Source organism: Burkholderia alba, assembly GCF_034721475.1.
Taxonomy (GTDB): Bacteria; Pseudomonadota; Gammaproteobacteria; order Burkholderiales; family Burkholderiaceae; genus Burkholderia; species Burkholderia alba.
In genome coordinates, this window is record NZ_JAWJWL010000001.1 from 389,796 (window position 1) to 415,291 (window position 25,496).

Sequence of the window (25,496 nt, forward strand, 5' to 3'; positions counted from 1 at the left end):
CGCGACCCGACGAACCAGCAGGAAGCAAGTCATGAAATACGATTACATCATCGTCGGCGCGGGCTCGGCGGGCTGCATTCTCGCGAACCGGCTGACGGAGTCGGGGCGCCATACGGTTCTGCTGATCGAGGCGGGCGGCCAGGACCGCTCGTTCTGGTTCAAGGTGCCGGTCGGCTTCACGAAGACCTACTACAACCGCACCTACAACTGGATGTACTACAGCGAGCCGGAGCCGCAGCTCGCGGAGCGCCGGCTGTACTGTCCGCGCGGCAAGGTGGTGGGCGGGTCGGGGTCGATCAACGCGATGGTCTACGTGCGCGGGCAGCGCGCCGACTTCGACGACTGGGCGGCGGCGGGCAACCCCGGCTGGAGCTACGACGACGTGCTGCCGTATTTCCGCAAGCTCGAAACGCATCCGCAAGGCGCGGCCGAACCGCATCTGCACGGCGCGTCGGGGCCGATCCACATCACCTCGATGAAGGCGGACGTGCATCCGATCGTCCACCAGTTCCTGAAGGGCTGCGAGGAACTGCAACTGCCGCGCACCGACGATTTCAACGGCGCGCGGTTCGACGGCGCGGGCATCTACGATCTGAACACCCGGCACGGCGAGCGCTGTTCGAGCAGCGTCGCCTATCTGCGACCGGCGCGCTCGCGGCCGAACCTGACCGTGATGTCCGACGCGCTGGTGCGGCGCTTGCGCTTCGACGGCAAGCAGGCGACCGGGGTCGTCGTGACGCACGCAGGCCGCGAGCAGACGCTCGACGCCGCGCGCGAGGTGATCCTGGCGGCCGGGGCGGTGGATACCCCCAAGCTGCTGCAGCTGTCGGGCGTCGGCGACGCCGCGCTGCTCGCCCGTCACGGCGTGCCGCTCGTGCATGCGTTGCCCGCCGTCGGCCGCAACCTGCAGGATCATCTGTGCGTGAGTTTCTACTTCAAGGCGAACCGTCCAACCCTCAACGACGAGATGGGCACGCTGTTCGGCAAGCTGAAGATCGGCCTGCGTTACCTGTTGACCCGGCGCGGACCGCTCGCGATGAGTGTCAATCAGGCGGGCGGCTTCTTCCGGGGCGCGCCGGAGGCGGACCTGCCGAACCTGCAGCTGTATTTCAATCCGTTGTCGTACCGGATTCCGAAGAGCGACCGCGCGAGCATCAAGCCCGAGCCGTATTCGGGATTCCTGATCGCATTCAATCCGTGCCGGCCGACCAGTCGGGGCTCGATCGAGATCGCGTCGGATCGCGTGGAGGACGCGGCGCGGATCCGCATCGACGCTTTGACGACCCGGAAGGATCTGGACGAGGCCGTGCAGGGCAGCAAGCTGATCCGCCGGCTGATGCAGGCGCCGGCGCTGAAGGCGATGACGGTCGAGGAGATTTCGCCCGGCCCGCGGATCGCGAGCGACGAGGCGCTGCTGCAGTACTTCCGCGAGCAGTCGGGGTCGATCTATCACCTGTGCGGGTCGTGCGCGATGGGGCCGGATCCGCGCACGGCGGTGGTCGATGCGCGGCTCAGGGTGCATGGGCTGGACGGGGTGCGGGTGGTCGACGCGTCGGTATTTCCGAACATCACGTCGGGCAACATCAACGCGCCGACGATGATGGTCGCGGAGAAGGGCGCGGATCTGATCCTGGAGGATGCCGCCGCGTCGGCATCGCAACGCGCGAGAGAAGCGGCGCATGCCTGAGCGGGCGCGATCGCTTCGGGGGGCCGCGCGTGGCCGGCAACGCAGCGTGCGGGTCGCGCCCGGCCGCGCGGCGCGTCATTCGAACGAGGGAAACCCCGCGCGCCCTTGCGTGATGTCGAATACCGCGGCGCGCGCCGCGTCCTCCGCGGTCGCGGGCAGGCGGATCACGAGCCGGACCGTCATCGCATACGCGCTGTCGACGAGTTCGAAGCCTTCCTGTTCGATCCAGCGACGCACCCGCGCTTCGTCCGGATAGCTCATCTCGATGGCGAGACGCGTCTGCGCGATCCGTTCGACGCGTTCCGCGCCGAGCAGCGCCGCCGCGATCGCGTCGGTGTAGGCGCGCACCAGGCCGCCCGCGCCGAGCTTCACGCCGCCGTAATAGCGGACCACCGCCGCGAGCACGCCGTCGAGATCGTGATGGCGCAGCACTTCCAGGATCGGCCGGCCGGCGGTGCCGGACGGCTCGCCGTCGTCGGACATGCCGGATTGACCGCCCGCCAGCAGCGCCCAGCACACGTGGGTCGCGGTGGGATGCTCGGCGCGCAGCTGCTGCAGGGCGGCCATCGCCGCATCGCGATCGGCGACGGGGATCGCATGGGCGATGAAACGGCTCTTGCGGATGTCGAGTTCCGCGCTGACGGCGGCGGGCAGGGTGAAGGTGGGCAAAACGGCGAACCGGAAAAGTCGATGGGTCGGGGCGGGCGGAGGGCGGCACGGCAACCGCTTGCAGCCGACATGGTAGCGCACCGCGTGCGCGGCGCCGCGTGTCGGACGAGGCGCGCGTCGCGGCGCGGGCGATGCCGCTGCTCGGGATGGCGAGGGCGGATCCGGTCGTGTTGTTCCGCGCGAAACAGTTCATGCGAATGTATTCCGCTCAGTCCATTTCGCGCGGGACGGCATGGGCAGGCCATCCCGGACGAGCGACCCCGAACGGGGGATCGCAAGCGGCCCCTTTCGAACGAGCGCGCCGATCGGGCTGTCCCGAGCCGCCAATCGCAGGCGGATGAATCCGGGCAGGCCGTCCCGGACGGGGCCTCCGGCGCAGTCCGTTCCGGATCGCCGCGCGCTTCGGCACCGCATTCTGGCGCGGCGCGGCGCGGCGGGACTGGGCGGGCGCCGGGCCGAGCGCGCATGGCGACCCGAGTCGCGGGCGCTGGAAGCCGGCGTACCCGTCCATTCGCCGAAAAGCCGCTCTCCGCCCTCAAGCTCCGACGCGCGAGGCCGATATCCCGGCTGTCGAGCGCCGTGACCGCTCGCGCATTCCTATCGCGCAACGTGGCCTATTCCGATCCCCTGTTCCTTCAGACCCAGGTTCGCTCCTTGGTGGATACCGTCCAGCGCAACGAGCGCACGCTGCGCCGGTTCCAGGACATCGAACTCGCGCTGATCGGCGCGCAGGGGCTGGCCGTGTTCGCCGGGGCGCTGTTCAAGCGCCTGCCGACGGAATTCACGCTCGACGCCGTGCGTTTGTGGCTCGATCGCGCGGAGCCGCTTGCCGTCGAGATCGCCGAAGGCGGGTCGCATCCCGACGTTTCCTCGGATCCCGACCTCGGCGCGCAGTTGCTGCGGCTGACCGCCCAGGGCGCCCCCTGGCTGGGCGCGCCGCGCGAGTGGGGCGATGCGGCGTTCGGCGCGGCGGCGCAGGTCGCCAGCGCGATCGTGTTGCCGTTGCGGCTCGGCGACGAGCCGGCCACGCGCGTGATCGGCTGCCTGTGTCTCGGCAGCCGGGATGCAGACCGCTTCGCCCCCGGCATGGCCACCGATCTGCTCGAACGGTTCGCGCGCATCGCGGCCGCAAGCCTGGACAACGTCGCGCACCGCGAACGCCTGCAGCGCGTCGGCATGACCGATGCATTGACCGGGCTCGCGAACCGCCGCTGTTTCGACGAGCGGGTGCGCACGGCGGTCTGGCGCGCGGCGCGCCGGCATGACGCGATTGCCTGCCTGTTCTTCGACATCGACCGCTTCAAGCAGATCAACGACGCGCACGGCCACGCAATCGGCGATCGCGTCCTGGTGGCGGTCGCGCAGTGCGCGCGCTCGCAGCTGCGGGCCGGAGATACGCTGGTGCGCCACGGCGGGGAGGAGTTTGCCGTGCTGCTGCTGCGGACCGCCCGCCCCGAGGCGGCGGCGGTGGCCGAGCGGGTCCGGCGGGCCGTCGCCGCGCTCGACGTGCGCGACGAACGCGGGGTCGCGCTGCGCGTGACGGTGTCGATCGGCGTCTCGGTGCGCACCGTCGACGAGCCGGCGGACGCGGCGAGCGTGATCGCCGGGCTGCTCGACGCGGCCGACGCGGCGATGTACCGGGCGAAACACCATGGGCGCGACCGGGTCGAGTTCGCCTGACGACGCCCGGCGCGGTGGCTCGATACGTGGAGCCACGTCTCGCTCACGTCTCGCTCACGTCGCGCTCACGTCTCGTCGCGCCATCCCGAGCCGATCTCTGTCCGGCGCACCGCGGCGGCCGACGCCCGCGCGGCGCGCACCCAAGCCGCCGGGGCCGGATCATATCGTGGCGGGGCGGCCGGAACGGGCGGTTATTTTCGTTCGTCCGCGCATTTGTCGCGCTGATCCCTTATCCTTGTCAGCTTACTAAAATATTACAGTGAAATGGAGCGCGGATGCCTCATGACGTCAGCCTGATTGCGTTGCTCGCGGCCGGTTTCGGCCTCGCGATGATCTTTGGTTACCTGGCCTCGCTGCTGAAAATGCCGCCGCTGGTCGGTTATCTGCTCGCGGGTATCGTGATCGGACCCGGCACGCCCGGCTTCGTCGGCGATCTGGCGCTCGCCCAGCAACTCGCCGAAATCGGCGTGATGCTGCTGATGTTCGGCGTCGGGCTGCATTTCTCGCTCGGCGATCTGCTCGCGGTGCGCAAGATCGCGCTGCCGGGCGCGATCGTGCAGATCGCGGTCGCGACCGTGCTCGGCGGCGGGCTCGCGCTGCTGTGGGGCTGGAATGTCGGCGGTGCGCTGGTGTTCGGGCTGGCGCTGTCGGTGGCCAGTACGGTGGTGCTGCTGCGCGCGCTGGAAGGGCGCGGGCTGATCGAATCGGTGAACGGCCGGATCGCGGTCGGCTGGCTGGTCGTCGAGGATCTGGTGATGGTGCTCGTGCTGGTGCTGCTGCCGCCGCTCGCCGGCCTGCTCGGCGGTTCGCCGCCCGGCGAAGCGCACGGCGTCGCGGCGTCCGGCGGCCTGTGGGGCACGCTCGGCGTGACGCTGCTCAAGGTCGGCGCGTTCATCGCGCTGATGCTGGTGGTCGGCAAGCGGGTGTTTCCGCGCATCCTGTGGCTCGTCGCCCGCACCGGATCGCGCGAGCTGTTCACGCTGTGCATGATCGCGGCGGCGGTCGGCGTCGCGTTCGGCGCGGCCAAGCTGTTCGACGTGTCGTTCGCACTCGGCGCGTTCTTCGCCGGGATGATGATGCGCGAGTCGGAGTTCAGCCGGCGCGCCGCCGACGAAACGCTGCCGCTGCGCGACGCGTTCTCGGTGCTGTTCTTCATCTCGGTCGGCATGCTGTTCGATCCGGGCATCCTCATCAACGAACCGCTGCACGTGCTCGAGGTGGCGGCGATCGTCGTGGTCGGCAAGACGCTGGCGGCCGTCGCGCTGGTGCTCGCGTTCCGCTATCCGCTCAATACCGCGTTGACGGTGGGCGCGGGCCTCGCTCAGATCGGTGAGTTCTCGTTCATTCTCGCGAGCCTCGGCCGCAGCCTCGATCTGCTGTCGGCCGAAGGGCAGAGCCTGATTCTCGCGGTGGCGCTGATCTCGATCGCGATGAACACCTTGCTGTTCGCGGCCATCGAGCCCGCGCTCGTGTGGATCCGCAAGCATTCGGCGTTCGCGCGCCGGCTCGAATCGCGCGACGATCCGCTGGCCGCGTTGCCGATGTCCACGCCGCAAACGCATCTGACGGGGCAGGTCGTGATCGTCGGCTACGGCCGGGTAGGCACCCGGATCGCGCAGGCGCTCGGCGAACGCGGCACCGCGTACGTGGTGGTCGAACAGAACCGCGAGACCGTCGAGAAGCTGCGCGCGGACGGCATCGCGGCGGTGTCGGGCGATGCGATCGAGCCGATCGTGCTGGTGCAGGCCCATATCGCGCGGGCGGGCATGCTGGTCGTCACGCTGCCCGACGTGTTCGACGTGCGGCAGATCGTGGAGATTTCGCGCACGCTGAACCCGGCGATCGAGATCGCGCTGTGCACCAACAGCGACGACGAGGCGTCGCTGCTCGTCAACGAAGGCATGGGCACGGTCTTCGTCGGCGAGACCGAACTGGCGCGCGGGATGACCGAGCATGTGCTGTCGCGGATGGGGCCGCGCGCGCAAGGGGCCGCCGCGCACTGACGGCTCGGCGGCCCGCGTCGCGGGCCTGTCGAGGAATGTGCAGGTTGTCATGATTTTGTATTGAAAGCGACGCACTCGCGTGGCCCCGCCGCCGGCCGGCCATCCGGCCGCCGCTTCGGGCTGCGGGACGAGCGGCCCGCTCTGCTTGAGCGCTGCAGGCCGTCCGGCGCGCCCGGACCGGCCTGCGCGGGGCCGCCGGTTGAGCGTCGCGGCTTCCGAGCGCGGTGGGGCCGGATTCCGTTCCGGCCGTTCAGGCCGCCGGCGCCACCCCGGCCATCTCCTCCGTTCAGGCCATCTCCTTCCCCCTCACAACACTCGGCAAATGTCGACGTAATTCGACATCGAAGCGCCATGGGGGTTGCTAACCTGCGCGGATTCGAGATACGGAAGGAGGTCGCCAGCATGTTTTTCACCACGGGATGGCGCGGCGCGGGCATGCAGTGGCTCGGCGCCTTGCTGGATTCGTGCGCGACGGTTCGCCGGGCGGGCTACACGATCTATCCGGAATCGAGCCGGCTCCATCGCTGGCGGCGCATGCGCTTCTGGCTGCGTTCGCTGGTGTGCTGGCGCGCCACCTCGGTCTGGCTGAAGCGTTGCACGACGGCGCCGCTGCTCGATCTGGTCCGGCGCCATCCCAGCACGCTCGAACGCATGCACCGGCCGTTCCTGCACGCGGCCTTCGGCCCGCACGAACGGCTTGCCGCGAGCCTCGACCACTACGCGTTCGTCCAGCAGCGGGTGCCGTTGCTCGCGAGCCGGATCGCCGCCGAGGGGCGCGCGCAAATCGCGCGATTCTCGGTCGGGGCGGAAGATTGGAGCGTGTCGCTCGAATCGACCGAACGCTTCCAGCGGGAGGGCGAATGGACCGTGTGCATTCGCGACGCGCTGGATCGGTGCGTCGTATCGTGCACTTTCAGCATCGCCTACCTGGGCGGCAAGGTGTGCCGGCCGCGCATGTGGATCGGCTCGGTCCAGGGGCCGAGCAAGGCGGTGAACGGCCGCGAGCTGTTCCGGGCGCTCACGAAGCGCTGGCACGGGCTGCGGCCCAAGTTTCTGGTGATCTACCTGGCGCAATGCGTCGCGCGGACGCTGGATGTCCGGGGGACGTTCATCGTGTCGAAGCGCGCGCATATCTATGCCAACTGGCGCTACTGGCTGCGCAAGTCGCGGGTGTCCGCGGATTATGACGGGCTGGCGCGCGAATACGGCGCGTTCACGTCGTGGAACGGCTGGTTCGTGCTCGCGCCGCCGGCGCTCGATCTGGCCGGCCGGCAGGGGAATGCGATGCGCCGCAAGCGGCAGGCGCTCAAGACGAGCGTTGCCGCGCAGATTGCGGAGACGGTTGCGCTGTCGATAGGGCAACGGGATTGCTGACTCGCGCGCTGTCCCGTCTGCGCGCGCCGCCGGCCCGTTTCACCGTTTCAGTAGAACGACTCCAACGTCAGCTCCTGCGCCATCACCCGGTTGCCGGCGAGCAGGCCGCCGTCCACCGGCAGCATCACGCCGGTGATCACCCGCGCGGCCGGCGACGACAGGAAGAGCGCCGCGTCCGCGACATCGTCGGGCGTCGCGAAATCGTCGAGCGGATACCACTTGCGCAATTGCTCGAACACCTGCGGGTTCTGCTTCACGCGGGCCTCCCACGCCGGCGTCTTCACGGTGCCGGGGCAGACGATGTTCGCGCGCACGCCGTGACGGCCGTACTCGATCGCGAGCGATTTCGTATAGCTGATCAAGCCCGCCTTCGCCGCGCTGTAGGCGGGATGCCCCAGCGCGTTGACGCCGTTGACCGAGCCGACGATCGTGATCGCGCCGCGCTTGCGCGCGAGCATGCCGGGCAGCACGGCTTCGACGCTCAGGTAGGTGGCGGTCAGGTTCGCGTCGAGATCCGTGCGCCACGACGCGGGCGTCGTGGCGCGCAAGGTCGTCGATGCGGCGGTGCCCGCGTTGGCGACCAGCACGTCGGCCTCCGGATGCCCGGCGAGCGAGGCTTTCAGGCGGTCGATGTCGGTCAGGTCGTCGACGACCGGAACCGCATTGGCGTTGTCGAGCGACGCGACGAACGCGAGCAGCGCGGTTGCGTCGCGATCGAGCGCGAGCACGCGGTCGCCCGCCGCGAGAAAGTGGCGGGTCAGTGCCTGGCCGATGCCGCCGGCGGCGCCCGTGATGAGGGTGGTGCGAATCGTCATGTCGGTTCCTTGCCGGCCCGGCCGCTCACAGGCCGAGCGATGCGCGGGCCTGCTTCTCGTTGTCGCGCGTGATGAGCGTGCCCGACGTCAGCACGATGGGCGGCGGGGCCTGGTTCTTCGTGATCCAGTCGTACATGTTGACCGAGGTTTCGTAGCCGTGCTGGCGCGGATTGAGCAGGATCGAACCGTAGAAGCCGGTGGGCTTCGGCTTCGCGAATTCGTTCAGCGCGATCTGGCTGCCGTTGATGCCGACCGCCACCATGTTGTCCGCGCCGATGCCGCGTCCTTCGGCGGCCCGCACGGCGCCGACCGTGGTGTCGTCGTTCGAGCCGAACGCGACCCAGTGCTTGAAGTTCGGGTGCTTGATCAGCGCGATGTTGGCCGCGTTGAACGCGCCTTCGGTGTCGGCGGTCATCTCGGGCGCGTCGATCACGTTCGCAACCGGAAAACCCGCCGCCTTCAAGGCGTCGACGGCGCCCGTGGTGCGCTCGCGGGCGGTCGGCAACTGGTCGTACGCGAGCCGGATGATGCCGACGTCGTTCGGATTCCAGCCGCGCCGCTTGGTCTCGCCGGCGATCGCCTGGCCGACCTGCTGACCGATCTTGTAAGCGGAAATGCCCATGTGCGGCACCCCGGCGATGGGCGTGCCCTTGCCGTCGACGAGCTGGTCGTCGACCGACATCAGCTTCATGTTGTAGCGCTTCGCCTTCGCGACGATGCCGGGCCCGAGCTTCACGTCGGGCGCGCAGATGATGACGCCCTGCGCCTTTTGGGCGGCCAGGCTGTCGAGCGCGGTGGAGACTTTCTCGCCGCTCGGCGCGGCGATCTTGACCAGCGTGAAATGCTTGTCCTTCGCGGCCTGCTCGGCGAAGCGCCATTCGTCCTGGAACCACGGATCGTCGGGTTGCTTGACGATGAAGCCGATCTTGACGGCGCCTGCATCGTCGGCGCGGGCCGCGACGGGGGCTGCCAGGCAGAGGCCGGCGGCAATGCCCGCCAGCACGGTCTTGCTCCAATGAAATCCCATGTGTCTCTCTCCTGCGCACTTCGTGTTGGAATGGAACGGCGCATGCAGCGGCCCGACGGGCGTCCTGCGCGGCGTCCGTCGTGCGGGAGATTGTAGGGGCGAGGAAAGCCGCCGCTCAAATAATGCGCGGCAATCCTAGAAAGTGGGACGATGCCGACGGCGCAGGCCGGCGCTCGGGGAGCGGACGGCCTGCGGGAAGCGGGGTGGCCGGCCCGGCTCAGGCCTTGGGTTTCGCGGCGGCGGCTTTCGGCGGCGTGACGGGCGCGTCGGGCGGAACGCCGAGCAGTTGAAGCGAGCCGCTCGTCACGGCCGAGAACACCGGGCCGGCCACCGTGCCGCCGTAGTAGCCCTTGCCGCTCGGCTCGTCGATCATCACGGCGACGATCAGGCGCGGATTGCTCATCGGCGCCATGCCCGCGAACAGCGCGCGGTATTTCCCCTTCGCATACGACGCGCCGACCTGCTTGCGCGCGGTGCCGGTCTTGCCGCCGATCCGGTAGCCGTCGACCCGCGCGGCGCGCCCGGTGCCGCCTTCGCCGACCGCCATCTCCAGCATCGAGCGGATCGACGCGGCGGTGGCCGCGCTCGTCACGCGATGGCCGCGGTGCGCATCGAGGGTCTGCTGGTCGGTTGCGTCCTTGAGCAGGGAGACAGGGTGTATCGTGCCGTCGCCCGCGTAGGCGGTATAGACCTGCGCGATCTGCAGCAGCGACATCGACAGGCCGTAGCCGTACGCCATCGTCGCCTGCTCGATCGGCCGCCAGCGCTTGTAGGGCCGCAGCTTGCCCGACGCGACGCCGGGGAAGGTCAATTCCGGCGCGCGGCCGATGCCGTATTCCTGGTATTTGTTCCAGATGGTTTCGGCGGGCAGGTTCAGCGCGAGTTTCGCCAGCGCGATGTTGCTCGATTTCTGCAAGGCCTGCGCGACGGTGAGCGAGCCGTGGTTCGAGGTGTCGTGGATGACGGCGGGGCCGATCTTGTAGGTGCCGGGCGCGGTGTTGATGATGCTCTGCGGGCCGACCTTGCGTTCGTCGATCGACAGCGCGACGACCACCGGCTTGATCGTCGAACCCGGCTCGAAGGTGTCGATCACCGCGCGGTTGCGCAACTGCTGGCCGGTGAGGCGGGCGCGGTCGTTGGGGTCGAAGGTGGGGTAGTTCGCGAGCGCGAGAATCTCGCCGTTCTGCGCGTCGAGCACGACCACGCTGCCGGCTTGCGCGTTGTTGGCGACGATCGCCGATTTGAGCTGCGCGTACGCGAGCTGCTGGATCCGGCGGTCGATCGTCAGTTCGATCGTCGCGCCGTGCTGCGCGGGCACGAGCGGGCGGGTATCGGACACGATCCGGCCGAGCCGGTCGCGGATCACCTCGCGCTGGCCGGCGGTGCCCAGCAGGCGGCTGTTCGCGGCCAGTTCGACGCCTTCCTGGCCGCGGTCCTCGATATTGGTGAAGCCGACCACGTGCGCCGCCGATTCGCCCTCCGGATAAAAGCGCTTCGAATCGGCGATCTGCGTGACGCCTTCGATGCCGAGCTTGTCGATGCGGCCGGCCGTTTCCGGATCGATCTGGCGCTTGAGCAGCACGAACGTGCGGTCGCCGCCCAGGCGTCGCTTGAGTTCGGCGAGCGGCATGTCGAGCAGCTTCGCGAGCGGTGCGTACGCGGCTTCGCCCACCTGTTTCGGATTGGCCCAGATTTCGTAGGTGGCCAGGCTGACGGCGAGCATCGCGCCGTTGCGGTCGACGATGCGCCCGCGCATCGCATCCAGCCCGATCGTGCGCTGATAGCGCTTCTGTCCCTGGCTCGCGTAGAAATCCTGGTTCGCGATCTGCACCCAGAACGCGCGCGCGATCAGCGCGGCGAACGCGAGGAACACGATGATCACGATGAACTTCGAGCGCCACATCGGCAGGCTTGCCGACAGCATCGGGTTCTTCGCCACGGCGACGTAAGGTTCGGACGACTTCGATTTCTTCTTCAGGGTCATGGGCGCGACGGGAGAGCGGGCGGGAAACGAGACCGCAGGGTACGCGAACTCACAAAATGAGATTGTAATAAATGCGTAATCGTGATGTGCGGAACTCGGATGATTTGGCTTAAAACTCTGTCAAATCGTGGCGGAGGGCCGACAGTTTGGCGGGGTGGTGGGGCAGGAAAATGGGGACAGCGGGGACAGCGGGGACAGCGGGGACAGCGGGGACAGCGGGGACAGCGGGGACAGCGGGGACAGCGGGGAAAGCAGGGAAAGCAGGGAAAGCAGGGAAAGCAGGGAAAGCAGGGAAAGCAGGGAAAGCAGGGAAAGCAGGGAAAGCAGGGAAAGCAGGGAAAGCAGGGAAAGCAGGGAAAGCAGGGAAAGCAGGGAAAGCAGGGAAAGCAGGGAAAGCAGGGAAAGCAGGGAAAGCAGGGAAAGCAGGGAAAGCAGGGAAAGCAGGGAAAGCAGGGAAAGCAGGGAAAGCAGGGAAAGCAGGGAAAGCAGGGAAAGCAGGGAAAGCAGGGAAAGCAGGGAAAGCAGGGAAAGCAGGGAAAGCAGGGAAAGCAGGGAAAGCAGGGAAAGCAGGGAAAGCAGGGAAAGCAGGGAAAGCAGGGAAAGCAGGGAAAGCAGGGAAAGCAGGGAAAGCAGGGAAAGCAGGGAAAGCAGGGAAAGCAGGGAAAGCAGGGAAAGCAGGGAAAGCAGGGAAAGCAGGGAAAGCAGGGAAAGCAGGGAAAGCAGGGAAAGCAGGGAAAGCAGGGAAAGCAGGGAAAGCAGGGAAAGCAGGGAAAGCAGGGAAAGCAGGGAAAGCAGGGAAAGCAGGGAAAGCAGGGAAAGCAGGGAAAGCAGGGAAAGCAGGGAAAGCAGGGAAAGCAGGGAAAGCAGGGAAAGCAGGGAAAGCAGGGAAAGCAGGGAAAGCAGGGAAAGCAGGGAAAGCAGGGAAAGCAGGGAAAGCAGGGAAAGCAGGGAAAGCAGGGAAAGCAGGGAAAGCAGGGAAAGCAGGGAAAGCAGGGAAAGCAGGGAAAGCAGGGAAAGCAGGGAAAGCAGGGAAAGCAGGGAAAGCAGGGAAAGCAGGGAAAGCAGGGAAAGCAGGGAAAGCAGGGAAAGCAGGGAAAGCAGGGAAAGCAGGGAAAGCCCGGCCGCCGCTACCGAGCGGCCGACGGATGAAGCGGTACCCGATCGGCGTCCGCACGTCCTCATCATGCGGCGCGAGCGCGGGTACGGTCCCTCCCGCGCCGCGGCGCATTCAACCGGACCGGTAGTGTCTCCGTCCGCGCCGCCGCGCCGTCAAACGGGCAGCGCGAAGCGCGTGACCGCCGAGCGCAGCGCGTCCGCCTGATCCTTCAGCGAATGCGCGGCGGCCGCCGCCTGCTCGACGAGCGCCGCATTCTGCTGCGTCACCTGATCCATCTCGCCGACCGCGCGATTCACCTGCTCGATGCCCGCGCTCTGCTCGCGCGACGCGTGGCTGATCTCTTCGAGAATCTCGTTGACGCGCTTCACCGACTGCACGATCTCCGTCATCGTCGTGCCGGCGTTCGTGACCAGCGACGCGCCGTGGCCGACGGTCTGGTTCGACGATTCGATCAGCGTCTTGATTTCCTTCGCTGCGGTGGCCGAGCGCTGCGCGAGCGACCGAACCTCCTGGGCGACGACCGCGAAGCCGCGCCCCTGTTCGCCCGCCCGAGCGGCTTCGACGGCCGCGTTCAGCGCCAGGATATTGGTCTGGAATGCGATGCCGTCGATCACGCCGATGATGTCGCCGATCTTGGTCGAACTGTCGGTGATCGCACCCATCGTCCGCACGACGTCGTCCACCACCGCGCTGCCGCGCGTCGCGACCTGCGCCGCCTGATCGGCCAGTTCGGCGGCCTGCGACGCGCTGTCGGCGTTCTGCCGCACGTTGGCGGTCATCTCGTCCATGCTGGACGCGGTCTGCACGAGCGCCGCCGCCTGTTCCTCGGTGCGCTGCGACAGGTCGGTGTTGCCCGCGGCGATCTCAGTCGCGCCGACGTTGATGTTTTCCGTACCGAGCCGCACGCGCGACACCATGTCGATCAGGCCGGCCTGCATCGTGTGCAACGCGTGCAGCAGGCTCGAACGGTCGTCGTCGCGGACCTCGACCTGCGCGGTCAGGTCTCCCTGCGCGATCCGCTGCGCGGTGACGACGGCCGCCTCGAGATCGCCGCCGAGGCTGCGGCGCACGCTGCGCAGCACGAGCACCATCACGAAGGTCGCGATCGCGCCGAGCACCACTGTCATCGCGAACCAGCGGCCGATGCTGTCGAGCACTGCGGCCTGCACGTCATCCATGTACATGCCGGTGACGAGATACCAGTCCCACGGCGCGAAGCGCTGGACCACGCTGGTTTTTTCCATCGCGCGGTCGGTACCGGGTTTCGGCCACAGATATTCGACGTAGCCGACGCCGCCGGCGTTGCTCTGATTGCCCGCCTTGACGATCTCGACGAACAGGTGCTTGCCGGTCGGATCGGCGAAGCCCGACACGTCCTTGCCGTTCAGCTCGGTCTTGATCGGGTGCATCACGATCACGGGCTTCGAATCGTTGATCGAGATATAGCCGTCCCGGCCGTAGCGCATCGCCGCGATCGCGACGAGCGCATCGCGTTTCGCGTCGGCTTCGGACATCACGTTCTGTTGCGACAGCTTGTAGTAGTGGTCGGTGACGTTGTACGCCTGGGCGATCAGCGCGGCCAGCTGGTCGCGCCGGTCCGAGATCATCGACGCGCGGTTTTGCCACGCGCCCAATGCTCCGATCAATAACAGGCCCAGCCACAAAACCACGATCATCGAGGCGAGCTTTTGATTCAGAGTCAGGGTACGCATGGTGGTCGGCCGGTCGTCGGTTTGCTCGCACCTGCAGTGCGAAAGGGGATGAATACTTGTCGGCCGGCCGCGCAAACGTGCGCAGGGGGGAAATCCCTAGGCGACAGATCAGTCCGGCGCGTGGCTGGAGGGGGCGCAGAGCAGTGAGCGTCGAGACACCGCGCTGGGTTCGGGGCGGGCTCGAAGGATGGAGGAGGCAGGGGCCGCCAGGAGGATTCCGGCGGGGGACGCCGCGCGATGGAGGCCGGCGGGCTTCCGCTCAAGCGGCCGGGCGGCCGTGGGACGGCCCTACACGGGATCCTTGCTCGGCGGCCCCTCGGGCGGCTCCTGCGGATGCTCGTGGTGACCGGGCGACGGCGGCGCGAGCGGATCGCCCTCCGGATCGCGGGTGGGATCGGCGGGCGGTTCGGGCAGCGGCGTCGTGTGATCGGTCATCGGAATCTCGATGAACGCAAGCGCCCGGCGCGGGATGCGGCGGGCTCCGACTTTCTTTATAGGCAATCGGCCGCCGGTTTGCCGGGCGATCGCGCGTCAGTCGAGCGATGCGGCGGGCGGCAGATCGGACGGCGTATCGATGTCGCGCAGCACGGCGGGATCGTCGAGTTCGAGCAGCGCGACCGGGTGAGCGGCGAGCAGCGCGCGCGCGCCGGCGTCGCCGTCGAGCGTCGCGAGTGCGTCGTAGTGATGGCTCGCGAAACCGACCGGATGGCCGCGCCGGCCGAGATAGGCGGGTGCGACGATCGACGTGTTGCCGGTGTCGAGCGCGCGGGCGACCGCTTCGATGGTGGCCGTCTCGATCCACGGCATGTCCGCGAGTGCGACGATCCAGCCTGCGGCGTCGCCGCTCGTCCGTACGCCGGCTGCCAGACTCGCGCCCATGCCGCGTTCGGCGTCCGCCGCGTAGACGACCTGGCAGCCGGCCTCGTTCAGCAGGAACGCGAGCTTTTCCGCGCCGGGGCGCACGACCGCGATCACGTCGGGCACGGCCGCCGCGAGCCGCCGCGCGGCGGCGACGGCAACCGGCGTGCCGTCCGGCAGGCGGGCGAGCAGCTTGCTGTGGGCGCCGCTCGGATCGAATCTCGTGCCGAGACCCGCGGCCAGAAGTATGCCGGTGGCGAGCGTGGCATGGGTCATGGCGGCGCCTGGAGAAAGGGGTGCTGCGATTGTGAGGGGCGAGGGTAGGACGCGCAAGTACGGTATAGCCCGGGGGCGTCGGCAACCCGCGGCGGATCGGTACAATCGTCGTTCGCCGACGAGACCCGCGCCGTAGCGGGAGACGACCATGAACGACCTTCCGCGCTTCGCTTCGAACGCCGCCCTGCTGCTGATCGATCTGCAAAAAGGCATCCACCATCCGAAGCTGGGGCGCCGCAATCAGCCGGACGCGGAATGCCGGATCGCCGAACTGCTTGCCTGCTGGCGGCATGCGGGCCGACCGGTCGTGCATGTGCGGCATGTGTCGCGCGATCCCGACTCGGTGTTCTGGCCCGGGCAGGACGGCGCGGCATTCCAGGATGCCTTCGTGCCGGGCGAAGGCGAACACGTGATCGAAAAGCACGTGCCGGACGCGTTCGCGGCAACGGAGCTGGCGAGCTGGCTGCACGCGCGCGGCATCGCGCAGCTCGTGATCGCGGGCGTGATCACCAATAATTCAGTGGAGTCGACGGCGCGCTCCGCCGGCAATCTGGGGTTCGCGACGGTGGTCGCGGAAGACGCGGCCTTCACGTTCGACCGGCGCGACCTGAGCGGACGGCTGTGGCGGGCGGAGGATATCCACGCATTGTCGCTTTGCAATCTTGCGATGGATTACGCGCGGATCATGACGACGGCCCGGATCGTCGAGCTGGCGCGGCGCTGACCTGCTCGTCGGCGGCTACCAGACGGTTTTCACGTGCGGATAGGCGCGAATCTTCTCGTCGCGGGTGACGAGCGGAGCGGCGAAACGGCGTGCGGTCGCGACGATCATTCGGTCCGCCGGATCCTTGTGGAACTCGCCCGGCAGCGTGGCCGATCTCGCCGCGATCTCGGCGTCGACCGGCGCGAAGCGCACGCCGTCGATCTTTGCGACCGTCGCGAGCCAGGTGTCGGTTTCCATTGTCAGCACGAGCCGTTCGCTGCGTACCCGCATCGCGATTTCCCATGCGGAAATCGATGAAATCACCAGTTCGTCTTCGCCGCACGCGCGTTCGATCGCGCCGCGCGCTTTCCGGCTGAGCAGCGGGCCAACGACAGCGCGACGACGTGGAATTTGTCAGCTTCGCGCGACACGAACACGCAAGTTGCAGCCAGCAGGAAGCAGCCCAAAAAGAGAGGACCGTTCGTCCACTGCGACGGCCGCCCGGTCCAAGATTGAATTTCGGTCATTTTGGTCGACGTGGTTGGTTCGCGGGAACGGCTCAACGAATTGCCGAGTACGCTTCATTGCATTCTTCCGTCATACCGCCGCCGAACCCCAACATAGCGACGATCGCGGCGACGGACTGAACCATTTTTCCCTTGGCTTCGGGCGCGGCGCAGCGTTCTGCAACTGCTTGTGCGCCGACCTGCCGCACGGCCGCTCGCAGTTGGCTGCTCGATGTCGTCAAGGTCGATTCCAGATCGTGTTTGGCCTTCGGCGTTTGCGCGGGGTCCTTCAACTCGGTCAGGTGAACATAGGCGGTTCCGCACACCTTTAGCGCCGTAAGGAATTGTTGGCAGGCGGGCGGGATGGTTGGCGCATGTGCGGACGCGAACGTGATACACGCGACGGTCAGCTTGGCAGTCGCAGCAGAGTTTCGATTCATGTACTTCCCCGAAAGGTTAGTTTTTTTTGAGCGGCGGCGTTCACCGCCGCTTGTTGAAGAAAAAGCGCCGACAGGGGACCATCGGCGAAAAGTAGTTCTGGCATCCGAGGTTGTTGCCGCATCGCCAGAACCGGCCAAACCGAAACGTGGGCGCTTCGTGCTCGCCCAAAGCTTTCTTGTTTGTGATGAACGACCTATATGGAATATAGTATGCCATATAGGGTGTTCATCGAGATTGGAATAGGCACCACCATCGGGGCCTATGCCTACTCGACGCGAACCTTCGACCGATGAAGCACAAGACGCGCTGCTCGCGTCTCGTGTGGGTGCAGCTATTGCAGCAATTCGCCGCGCGCGCGGTCTGACGCAAGCCAAGCTTGCGGAAATGATCAATCTTGAGCAGGAAGCAATTAGTCGATGGGAACGCGGGATGCGTGCACCGACTCTTTACCGACTACAGCAACTCAGCGATGCGCTGGATTGTTCGGTAGATCAGCTTTTGCAGCGTGGGTCGAAGCGGGCAGACGATCAATTGGCGACGATCGCGGATGCGTTGCGCGGACTCGATGCCAACGAACGAGCACTTGTTGTGCAGTTCGTGCAACAGTTTGCCGATTTGCTTCGCACACAACGAGCTTCGCGCGGTAAACCGCGCAAATAGTTGGTCGCTGCGGCTGGTATCTGCGCTTGTCATGCGCGCGCCGTGTCTTGATATTTCGGCAGCGTCAATTTTCGTCACGTCGGTAAATATTCCTCAGACCTTAGCTACAATCGCGCGAGAGCGATTTTTCGTCGCCACTAGCTGACCGTCTGTGTGTCGCTTCTCTGACGGTAGCTCGAACCTGAGAGAAGGACGACAAGAAATGGCACTCGGACCACCCGCAATCGGGGACCTGAAGAATCGCGACCTATACGAGGCCGTCCATCGCGGTTTGTTGCAGCACGACCGGCTGTTGATGCTGGATACACCGCTCGGCAAGAACGCGTTGACTCCGTTGCGGGCGCGCGGATCATCCGGGATTGGCGGTGACTACCATTGGACTGTAGATGTCGCGTCGCTGCGCGACGATACGGCGCTACTGTCGCTGATGCATCAGCCTGTCACCCTGTGGATTCAACAGCGTACGGCGCTATACGCAGATTCGGTTTATCGACCCGTGCACGGTTTCGTGTATCAGGTTGGATATTTGGGCGGAGACGGTAGCGTATCAACGTACCAGCTTGAATTTTCATCCGCGCTGATTTTCCTGAGCAAGACCCACAACGATGAAGGGTGGCTCGAAAAGGACGCGCGCGAAATCATTTCCGACGTGTTTAACCGCTATCCGCAGCTGCAGGGGCGGTTTCGGTTTGACCTGACGCGCGAACCTGCTGTGCGCTCATGGTGCCGTCAGAGTGAATCCGATCTTCATTTTGTGTACCGCCTTCTCGAAGATGAAGGCATGTATTTCCGTTGGGTCCACGAGCCGACGAAGGAAGGCGAGCCGCCGAAAACGACGCTCGTCATCGTGGACCGCGTATCGTCGCTGCCGGAAGCGAAACCGGCCGAATATTATCGTGGTAACAGTGATCACGAAGCGGACGGGTTCACGCAGTGGGCAGTCACGCAGACCATCCAGAGCCTGCGTTACATGTCGCGTGCGTTCGACTACAAGCGTCCGACATCCCATTTCCAGACGGAAAGCGCCCTGCAATCCACGACCTACGCAACGGACGGCGGGCGGCAGTCGGAATCGCGCAGCATTCCTGCTGCACCGATGACGATCTATCAACCGACGGCGTACGGCTACCCCGATTCGGACAGCGGCGAAGGCCGTGCCCGTCGTCGCGTTGAAGAGTGGGAGTCGCGTGCGCGTCGCTATTTCGGTGTCGGCGGTCTGCGATGGCTCGATGCCGGATCGCGATTCACGTTGGATCATCATCCGCGTCATCCCGACAGCGATCCGAAGAAGCGGGAATTTCTCGTCGTCACGGCAAGCTGGTTCATCGAAAACAATGTGTCGATTGGTCAACAGGCGACGGAATATCCGCGCAGTCTGCGCGCGACGCTGGCTGAGCAGCAGGCGGCACATGGCGCGCGCTTCAAGACACCTGAACACGCACAAGACGGAACAGCGGGATTTTTCGTCATCGAGGTTGAGGCACAAGAGGCGAGCGTCGAATATCGCAGTCCGCTCGCGCATCCCAAGCCGAACATGACTATCGAGCATGCGATCGTCGTGACGCAGCAAGGATCGGAAGCGTGGACGAACGAGCGGAACCAAGTGCGCGTGCATTTCGCATGGGACCGCAAAAATCCTGACGGCGCGTTCGCATCGTCGCCGCTGCTATCGACCATGCAGGCCGACACGGGCAACGGCTACGGCTCGGTGCATGTGCCACGGGCCGGTGAATGGGTTTTAATCGCCTATTGGGCAAACGATTGCGACAAGCCATTCATTTTGGGGCGCGTCAACGGCGGCACGACGCCTTCGCAATGGCATTCGAATGTGCTGCTGTCGGGATTCCAGTCACAGGGCTTCGGTGGTACCGGTGCGTTCAATTCGTTCGTCCACGACGACGCCACGAATCAAAGCGGTACACGGCTCGTCAGCTACACAGGCAGCAGCTACGCATCGATCGCGCAGGGATATTTGATTCAGCAGAGCGGAAACGCGCGCGGGCGATATCTCGGTTCGGGATTGCTGTTGCACGCCGACCATTACGCATCTGTGCGCGGCAGCCGGGGCGTGTCGATCAGTGCGCATCCCGTTTCGCGCGACAGCGATCAGCTAGACGTTGACGAAGCACGCCAGCAGCTTACGCGCTCAAAAGACCTGCTCGGCAGCATTTCGGATGCGAGCGAGCAACATCAGACCGAGAGCCTGAAGCTCGGTGTCGATGCGCTGGCGACGTTCACCGACGCAACGAAGCAGTCGGCATCCGGCGAAGCAACTGGCGGCCATACAGCGGGCGGTGGCACGGGTAACGCCAACGCGTTCGCTGCACCGCTGTTGCTGCTCGGCAGTCCGGCCGGGATTGGCCTGTCCACGCATCAGTCGCTGCATGCCAGTGCAGACCAACAGGCGAACTGGGTCAGCGGCCAGGATTCATATTTTGCGGCGGGCGGATCGATGCACGCGGCTACGGTAAATCATCTGAGCCTGTTCGCACGCAATCAGGGGATCAAGGCCGTCGCAGGTAACGGCAAGGTCGAGATACAGGCGCAGGCTGGTGATTTGGAAATGATCGCGCAGCAGCTTGTGAAATTGTTGTCGGTGGCCGGACGGATGGAAATTGCGGCCGATCAGGAGCTAGTCCTGTACTGCGGCGGTGCGACGATCCGCATCAAGGGCGGCAACGTCTCGATACATGCACCGGGGAATGTTGACTTCAAGGGCGCATCGTTCAGCTTCGCGGGACCGGTTAGTGAATCGTACGCGATGCCGCAGTTCAAACCGTCGTATCAGGCGCAATACGTCTTGAAGAACGAAGCAGATGGCACGCCGATGATTCGACACGCGTACGAACTGAAGCTGCCATCAGGGCGGACCGTGCTCGGCCATACGAACGATCTTGGCGAGACAGTACCGGTCTTTACGCCGAATGCACAGAGCGTGAGCCTCAAGGCGTTCAAGCAGGAAAAGCAGGACGTGGAGCCATGGAAGTATGCCGGTGGTGGGGAACCCGACATTTGGGCCGATTACCTGAAAGTTGACCCTGACGAGCGCACGTGAGCGCCAACGATACTAGGAGAACACAATGGGCGGATCACTTCAACCGGCAGGCGCGTGCGAGACGATCAAAGAGCGCGTACCTGAATATGCGCTTCTGCCGTCAGACGCAAAGGGATATTTGCGAGAGAAGGTTGAGATTGCGCTGAAAACAGCGGAGTACGTTCCCGTGCGGTTGAGCGATGGGTCGATTGTTTACCGGTTGCTCATGCAGTCCGCGATGAGTTTGCCGATGATGTTCGAGGAAGAGTTCAAATGGAAATGGCTATTCAAGTACAAGGCTGAAGTGAGCTTCGACATGATGCCGTTCCTCGCGACAGGCGGCGTTGCCGCTCCGATTCCCTTCCTGAGTAATGAAAAGCCCCACGGGACCGAGCGTCGTCGAAGCCGGAACCCGTTTCCGCCCGGAGCGAAGGTGGGTGCTCTTCGGCGCCCCGACGTGATCATTGTGGAAAGTGAGGCGATTCTCTGGCCCGGGCGTGGAACGGTCGATCGCGAAGGCGGGCATCATGCCAACAATATGTTGCGATTGGTCGAAGTCAAATTCCCGGGTGACAAGTGGGGGCTGGGGCAAGAGGAAGCTTATCGGGCGATTTCCGGTGACTTCAAAAATCGCATGACCGTGATCGACGTGACCGATTGCAACAGGGACTTGCAGAAAATCCCCAAGCCCGCGCCCATTCCCGCGCCGAAAACCAACGATGAGAAGGAGCGGCAGACTGTGCCCATCCGCAGTATTCCCGCCGTCCCACACCATGTCTGGTATGAGGACTGGTGGCAAAAGGCGCACAAGTTCGGCGAAGAGGTTGAACATGCTGTCGCCCCTGTTTGGGATGCCGTTCATCGTGGATATTCGTATGTGTCTGCTGAAACCAGTGCGTTCCTGCATCAGCATGCGGCGTGGATGTTTACGGCGGGTCAGTGGGTTGCTGACAAGGCGCATAGCGCTTGGGTATGGGTTGACGAGAAGGGGCACGAAGTATTCCGCTACACGGCTGCGCAACTCAAAGCCGGATGGGAAGCAATTGTGAAAATGACCGATATGACGTGGGATGTGCTCACGCATATCGATTGGGCACAGGTCGGTGTGACGCTGATGAAGGGCGTTGCGATAGCGGTAGCCATTGTCGTTGGCGTCGCGATCGTGATCCTGTTGTTGCCTGAGCTGATTGCGATATTTGCTGCTCTGTGTGCGATTATCGCGGCTGGTGCGGAAGCTGCTGCGGGGCTAGCTGCGGCGCTTGGCGTAGTGCTTGGCGGCGGGAGTGCGGTAGCAGCGCTGGCTGCGAGCTGACTGAATTTATACCCCACTGATCAATAGACGACCCGATTATGACTTTGAGTGATCCAAAACCTGTCTTGACGCCGTTGCAGGCGCTTTCCCGCTATCAGGAAGATTTGAGCGTGCGCCTTGCCGACAACTCGATGGGTATGTTGCCGGGTGTCATCGGTACGGTGTTCTTCGAGCGCGGTTCGCAGCCTGAGGTGCGAAAGGCAATCCTCGACTGCTTCGACCGCTTCGCCGAACTGTTCGGTGAACATCTGAAGGGCGGGAAGGATTCTGACCTTGGAAAATTCACGACGCGAAATGCCAAGGGCGTTGAGAAGATTCGCCGTGCAATTTCCGATACGCCGTCATATATGCAAGTCAGTGTGTTGCGTTCCAGTGCAACCGACCAAGACACAGCAGCGGAATACAATATCGGCGTGCTGACCGGGATGGCACTCCAAGAGGACTATGTTTCGCCCACCGGACGATTGAGGGTGCCTAAGGGACGGGAGACGGGGCTATCGCATTTGAAATTCAATGTGCCGATGAGCTTGGTCACTACCGACGAAGGAATCGCGAAGTATGAGAAATTTCTGCGCTATACGTGTAACAAGCTCGTAGTGCGCGGAGGGTATGGTGGGCTTGCGCCCGTTCTTGCTTATAGCTACCACCGATATATGCCGCAAGAATGGGCGCTTGCGGAACGTTTCAGCGGGCTAGACATTGACAGTACCGCGCACCTGCAGAAGCAAGAGTACGACCCAGTGTCCTACGAAGGTGAATCCAAGGACGATCTAACCGCCTCCTATGATCATCTGCATCCCGGCGCGAAAGTCGGTCGGTGGGGCTTCATCAAGGGCGTGAATTGGTACACGATCCTAGGCGAACTGTTCATCGAGCGCTTGGGAGGCGAAGCGGTGATTCGAGAAAAACTTGATCGCCCTGATATTCACATCGAGCGCGCGAATGCGTGCCTGATGATCCGTGCGGGTGGCTTCCCGCGCCTTGGCGCTCCTGAAGAGGGTTTGCCTGAGCCGTACGTGTTCGTGAATAGCGTTCTGCGGACACTGCGCGATCCTAAGCCTGATGCACTGCATACCTACATCCCCGATCTGCCGAGCGCAGACATGAGAAATGCGCGGAAATGGGTGGCCCGCTTTGACTTGCCCGATGCCCCGCCGATCCCTGAGCCACCGACGATTGTTCCGCCGCCCGCAAACCGCGAACCCGCCCGCCAAAGTGTGCGGGGCGGCAGTGCATGCCCGGAAGCGGGTTGGTGGCATACGCCAGCAAAGGTTGGGAGTCGTCGTTACTTCGAGGCTGGCGAAATCATGCCGGTGATTGAAGGCAGTTCGTGGGGTACAACAAACTGGCACTGGTCGCCGACTGAGAAGCAAGACGGATAAAACCGGCCATGACGAGATACCTGATTCTCGACGGCGATCACACGACGGTCGCAGGAACGGTACAGGCGAAGGCTACGCCGTTCGCGCTCGACGGCAGGAACATCGCGCATGAGGATGACGATGTGTTTTGCCCGGTGTGCAAGACGATCGGCAAGATCAAATGCGTCGGCCCGCGAATTCCGATGACCGGGCCGGATGGTCGCCGCGTAGCGCTGAGTGACGATCTGTGCGTTTGCAAGTGTCCGGTGTCGCCGTTACTCATCCCGTCGCAGCAGGTCATGTCAGTTGACGCGTAAGGTCTATGTTCTGGTGAGGGACTTAAGATTGGTACAGACCTTATCTTGATGGCACGTCGCACCTTGACTAACGATGTAGCATCATCGATGTGTTGATTGATAATTCTCCGTCTCTACTCGAGGGATTTGGTATGAATATTGACACGGTTGTTAGCTCTTTGGGAACAATTAATACTGCTATCGCGGTCGCAACCGGAGTCTGTGCTGTTATCATGTTTTTCAAAAATTACCGTTCTGGGAGCCAGATTTTTTCTCAGAGTCGTACGAAACGATTGTATGAAATTATGAAGCTAAAAGATCGGGATTGGCGTGCAATCTCATCTGGTGCATTGCAGCTGGCAGTTAAGGAGGCGTTCGGGGTGCAATTAAGTGGTGATGAAATTAGGTTTGTATTCGAGCGAGATGATGCGCTATCTCTATTTCGATCGATAAAGTATGCCGGGAGGTTTGTGAAATTCAATCCCGACGAAGTATGCTATGAAGATAATAGATTTGAGTGGCTCAGAAGATTTACCTTGGTGCAAAATTTTAAGTTCTTTCTCGTTGCTTCGCTCGTCGTCTATTTTGCCACTTTTCTCGCGATCCCCAAAAATGGGGTGATCACGCCGATTTTGGCTACGATACTTATGCTTTTCGGTGCAGGCACAACATTTGTTCTAATGTTTTTGGCTAGAGGGGCAGAATCAGCAAGCACTCTGTTGAATGTAAATGAAAAATACCCCTTGCCAGCGTACGGATACGACTCGGAGTCACGTTTGGGCAAGAAACACACCGCTAAACTTTCGGATCGTACTCGTCACGATGCTACGAAACAGCCGGTGCTTGCTAGTCGTCGCGCGACGCGGCCCCTTCGCCGATCCATTCGATCAACTCGGAAAATTCGGTCTGCAACGATCTGAGTCCGCTTTGTCCAGTTGCACGGGACTAGGTCAAAAGGAAGTGTGACGGCGCTCGCAAAGGAGACGTTCAGGGAGGAATTTAGGGTGATGACGGCGCGTAGCGCTGGTGATTCAGAGATGGGATGTCGTCTGAACTATGTTCTTTCGGTGGGGTTGGCGCTTTTGAGCGTCCAAAGGAAGTAACCCTTTTTATCCATAAGCTCTCCGCGCTCTCTGAGCCGCGCTACTTGCTCTGCAATCATCGCTGCTGTGCCGGATGCGAGTCCGGTAATAAGCATTGCGTTTGGCGCACCAATAAGGGCCGCGGCATCGAGTCCGACCAAACCAGTCAGGATGCCCATCTTCCGTAGCGCGCGCGATTGATTGATGCGATGCACTGTTTTTTCTACGTCGCTGAGCGCGGCGTCAATCTGATTCCGTTGGATGCTTCGAACCTCGCGTACAAATCCTTCAGTACCAAACGCTGACTTGATGCCGACTAGTGCATCGGCTAGCTACGGCTGAACGTGCTGAAGCCCGACAGTTCACCGCCAGACAAGGGCATTCATGGGCCGATGTGTACGATTGTCGATGCCGTTAGGAAATCTGTATCGGGTTTGCCGTGTTCGTCGAGCGTACCGTTGTGGGCTTCCATGTCGGCCGTCAGCACTACGGCACCACCGACTGTCAAGACGATAGTCCGCATGTCGTCCATTTCGGCATTTGGCGAGAATTCGTACTCGCCGCCGGTGTCTGCCAGCAGGTCGATATCGGGAACAACCGCGTCGCGCTTATCTGGCGCGATGATCGTATTGGCTTTGGCTTCATCCGGAACTCGTTGCACGCGAAGTACAAACGAATCACCGTCCGTCTTGACCAGACGGAAGGCCACGCTGCGCGGATTCTTGGACTTCACGTGCACGACAAGCAGACGCAGATCGTCACGGTATGGAAGCACCTGAGTTTCGATGGACAGATTGCTTTGCCAGTTGGTGGCCCCGGCGATGGGGGGTGTCAGAAATTCCGTGTTCAAGGCGGGGTTGAGAATCACACGGATGGCCGACTGAATCGGTCTTCGTAAA

24 protein-coding genes are annotated in these 25,496 nt (G+C 63.9%); 12 read left to right on the top strand and 12 right to left on the bottom strand.

What is annotated here, in order from left to right:
• The first annotated feature begins 31 nt into the window (after positions 1 to 31).
• Positions 32 to 1,687 carry a GMC family oxidoreductase gene (locus tag RZR99_RS01695; RefSeq protein WP_323117981.1) on the top strand — a complete coding sequence of 552 codons (1,656 nt, stop codon included), beginning with the start codon at positions 32 to 34 and terminating at the stop codon, positions 1,685 to 1,687.
• A 75-nt stretch (positions 1,688 to 1,762) separates the two neighbouring features.
• Here RZR99_RS01695 and RZR99_RS01700 read toward each other — a convergent pair whose 3' ends face one another.
• Positions 1,763 to 2,356 (bottom strand): IMPACT family protein, encoded by a 594-nt coding sequence (locus RZR99_RS01700; protein WP_323117982.1) that lies wholly within the window; start codon positions 2,354 to 2,356, stop codon positions 1,763 to 1,765.
• A 657-nt stretch (positions 2,357 to 3,013) separates the two neighbouring features.
• Between RZR99_RS01700 and RZR99_RS01705 the strand changes: the two genes are divergently transcribed.
• From RZR99_RS01705 to RZR99_RS01715, 3 genes are all read left to right on the top strand, one after another.
• Positions 3,014 to 4,036: a GGDEF domain-containing protein gene (locus RZR99_RS01705; RefSeq protein ID WP_407655390.1), complete on the top strand. Its 1,023-nt coding sequence runs from the start codon at positions 3,014 to 3,016 to the stop codon at positions 4,034 to 4,036.
• A 275-nt stretch (positions 4,037 to 4,311) separates the two neighbouring features.
• On the top strand, positions 4,312 to 6,039 hold the full coding sequence (locus tag RZR99_RS01710) for a cation:proton antiporter domain-containing protein (protein ID WP_323117984.1): 1,728 nt from the start codon (positions 4,312 to 4,314) through the stop codon (positions 6,037 to 6,039).
• Positions 6,040 to 6,441: 402 nt separating this feature from the next.
• Positions 6,442 to 7,413 (top strand): DUF535 family protein, encoded by a 972-nt coding sequence (locus tag RZR99_RS01715; RefSeq protein WP_323117985.1) that lies wholly within the window; start codon positions 6,442 to 6,444, stop codon positions 7,411 to 7,413.
• Positions 7,414 to 7,460: 47 nt separating this feature from the next.
• Here the strand turns inward: RZR99_RS01715 and RZR99_RS01720 are convergent, their stop codons facing one another.
• From RZR99_RS01720 to RZR99_RS01730, 3 genes are all read right to left on the bottom strand, one after another.
• On the bottom strand, positions 7,461 to 8,228 hold the full coding sequence (locus RZR99_RS01720; RefSeq protein ID WP_323117986.1) for an SDR family oxidoreductase: 768 nt from the start codon (positions 8,226 to 8,228) through the stop codon (positions 7,461 to 7,463).
• A gap of 25 nt (positions 8,229 to 8,253) precedes the next feature.
• Entirely contained in the window at positions 8,254 to 9,255 is a 1,002-nt protein-coding gene (locus tag RZR99_RS01725; protein WP_323117987.1) for an arabinose ABC transporter substrate-binding protein, read from the bottom strand.
• A gap of 217 nt (positions 9,256 to 9,472) precedes the next feature.
• Positions 9,473 to 11,239, bottom strand: coding sequence for a peptidoglycan D,D-transpeptidase FtsI family protein (locus RZR99_RS01730; RefSeq protein ID WP_323117988.1), 1,767 nt, complete (start codon positions 11,237 to 11,239; stop codon positions 9,473 to 9,475).
• A gap of 99 nt (positions 11,240 to 11,338) precedes the next feature.
• Here RZR99_RS01730 and RZR99_RS01735 point away from each other — a divergent pair, with 99 nt between their 5' ends.
• A complete protein-coding gene (locus RZR99_RS01735; protein ID WP_323117989.1) occupies positions 11,339 to 12,388 on the top strand; it encodes a hypothetical protein in 1,050 nt (349 codons plus the stop codon).
• Between the two features lie 120 nt (positions 12,389 to 12,508).
• Here RZR99_RS01735 and RZR99_RS01740 read toward each other — a convergent pair whose 3' ends face one another.
• The 3 genes from RZR99_RS01740 to RZR99_RS01750 all read right to left on the bottom strand — a co-directional run bounded on the left by RZR99_RS01740 (position 12,509) and on the right by RZR99_RS01750 (position 15,202).
• Positions 12,509 to 14,068, bottom strand: coding sequence for a methyl-accepting chemotaxis protein (locus RZR99_RS01740; protein WP_323117990.1), 1,560 nt, complete (start codon positions 14,066 to 14,068; stop codon positions 12,509 to 12,511).
• A 288-nt stretch (positions 14,069 to 14,356) separates the two neighbouring features.
• On the bottom strand, positions 14,357 to 14,503 hold the full coding sequence (locus RZR99_RS01745; RefSeq protein ID WP_323117991.1) for a hypothetical protein: 147 nt from the start codon (positions 14,501 to 14,503) through the stop codon (positions 14,357 to 14,359).
• Between the two features lie 96 nt (positions 14,504 to 14,599).
• Positions 14,600 to 15,202 carry a nucleotidyltransferase family protein gene (locus RZR99_RS01750; RefSeq protein WP_323117992.1) on the bottom strand — a complete coding sequence of 201 codons (603 nt, stop codon included), beginning with the start codon at positions 15,200 to 15,202 and terminating at the stop codon, positions 14,600 to 14,602.
• Between the two features lie 148 nt (positions 15,203 to 15,350).
• On the opposite strand from RZR99_RS01750, the gene RZR99_RS01755 reads away from it, so the two are divergent.
• The gene (locus RZR99_RS01755; RefSeq protein WP_323117993.1) at positions 15,351 to 15,926 is read left to right on the top strand and encodes a cysteine hydrolase family protein; all 576 of its coding nucleotides are present in this window, start codon (positions 15,351 to 15,353) and stop codon (positions 15,924 to 15,926) included.
• Between the two features lie 15 nt (positions 15,927 to 15,941).
• Here RZR99_RS01755 and RZR99_RS01760 read toward each other — a convergent pair whose 3' ends face one another.
• From RZR99_RS01760 to RZR99_RS01770, 3 genes are read right to left on the bottom strand one after another with little or no spacing between them, the layout of a single operon-like run.
• On the bottom strand, positions 15,942 to 16,316 hold the full coding sequence (locus tag RZR99_RS01760) for a type II toxin-antitoxin system VapC family toxin (protein WP_323118029.1): 375 nt from the start codon (positions 16,314 to 16,316) through the stop codon (positions 15,942 to 15,944).
• Positions 16,226 to 16,432 carry a hypothetical protein gene (locus RZR99_RS01765; protein ID WP_323117994.1) on the bottom strand — a complete coding sequence of 69 codons (207 nt, stop codon included), beginning with the start codon at positions 16,430 to 16,432 and terminating at the stop codon, positions 16,226 to 16,228. Before RZR99_RS01765 ends, RZR99_RS01760 begins: the two co-directional genes overlap by 91 nt.
• Before the next feature lie 32 nt (positions 16,433 to 16,464).
• Positions 16,465 to 16,851, bottom strand: coding sequence for a hypothetical protein (locus tag RZR99_RS01770; RefSeq protein WP_323117995.1), 387 nt, complete (start codon positions 16,849 to 16,851; stop codon positions 16,465 to 16,467).
• Between the two features lie 262 nt (positions 16,852 to 17,113).
• Here RZR99_RS01770 and RZR99_RS01775 point away from each other — a divergent pair, with 262 nt between their 5' ends.
• From RZR99_RS01775 to RZR99_RS01800, 6 genes are all read left to right on the top strand, one after another.
• Positions 17,114 to 17,512, top strand: a complete 399-nt coding sequence (locus RZR99_RS01775; protein WP_323117996.1) for a helix-turn-helix domain-containing protein — start codon at positions 17,114 to 17,116, stop codon at positions 17,510 to 17,512.
• 202 nt (positions 17,513 to 17,714) lie between these two features.
• On the top strand, positions 17,715 to 20,567 hold the full coding sequence (locus RZR99_RS01780; RefSeq protein WP_323117997.1) for a type VI secretion system Vgr family protein: 2,853 nt from the start codon (positions 17,715 to 17,717) through the stop codon (positions 20,565 to 20,567).
• 25 nt (positions 20,568 to 20,592) lie between these two features.
• Positions 20,593 to 21,858, top strand: a complete 1,266-nt coding sequence (locus RZR99_RS01785; RefSeq protein WP_323117998.1) for a VRR-NUC domain-containing protein — start codon at positions 20,593 to 20,595, stop codon at positions 21,856 to 21,858.
• 38 nt (positions 21,859 to 21,896) lie between these two features.
• On the top strand, positions 21,897 to 23,240 hold the full coding sequence (locus RZR99_RS01790) for a type VI immunity family protein (RefSeq protein WP_323117999.1): 1,344 nt from the start codon (positions 21,897 to 21,899) through the stop codon (positions 23,238 to 23,240).
• An 8-nt stretch (positions 23,241 to 23,248) separates the two neighbouring features.
• Positions 23,249 to 23,536, top strand: a complete 288-nt coding sequence (locus tag RZR99_RS01795) for a PAAR domain-containing protein (RefSeq protein ID WP_323118000.1) — start codon at positions 23,249 to 23,251, stop codon at positions 23,534 to 23,536.
• A 131-nt stretch (positions 23,537 to 23,667) separates the two neighbouring features.
• Complete coding sequence (locus tag RZR99_RS01800) at positions 23,668 to 24,435, top strand: hypothetical protein (RefSeq protein WP_323118001.1); 768 nt, start codon at positions 23,668 to 23,670, stop codon at positions 24,433 to 24,435.
• 134 nt (positions 24,436 to 24,569) lie between these two features.
• Here the strand turns inward: RZR99_RS01800 and RZR99_RS01805 are convergent, their stop codons facing one another.
• Both RZR99_RS01805 and RZR99_RS01810 read right to left on the bottom strand, forming a co-directional pair.
• Positions 24,570 to 24,776 (bottom strand): hypothetical protein, encoded by a 207-nt coding sequence (locus RZR99_RS01805; protein WP_323118002.1) that lies wholly within the window; start codon positions 24,774 to 24,776, stop codon positions 24,570 to 24,572.
• A gap of 203 nt (positions 24,777 to 24,979) precedes the next feature.
• Positions 24,980 to 25,496: hypothetical protein (locus RZR99_RS01810; RefSeq protein WP_323118003.1), on the bottom strand; the 517-nt coding region annotated here is incomplete at its 5' end.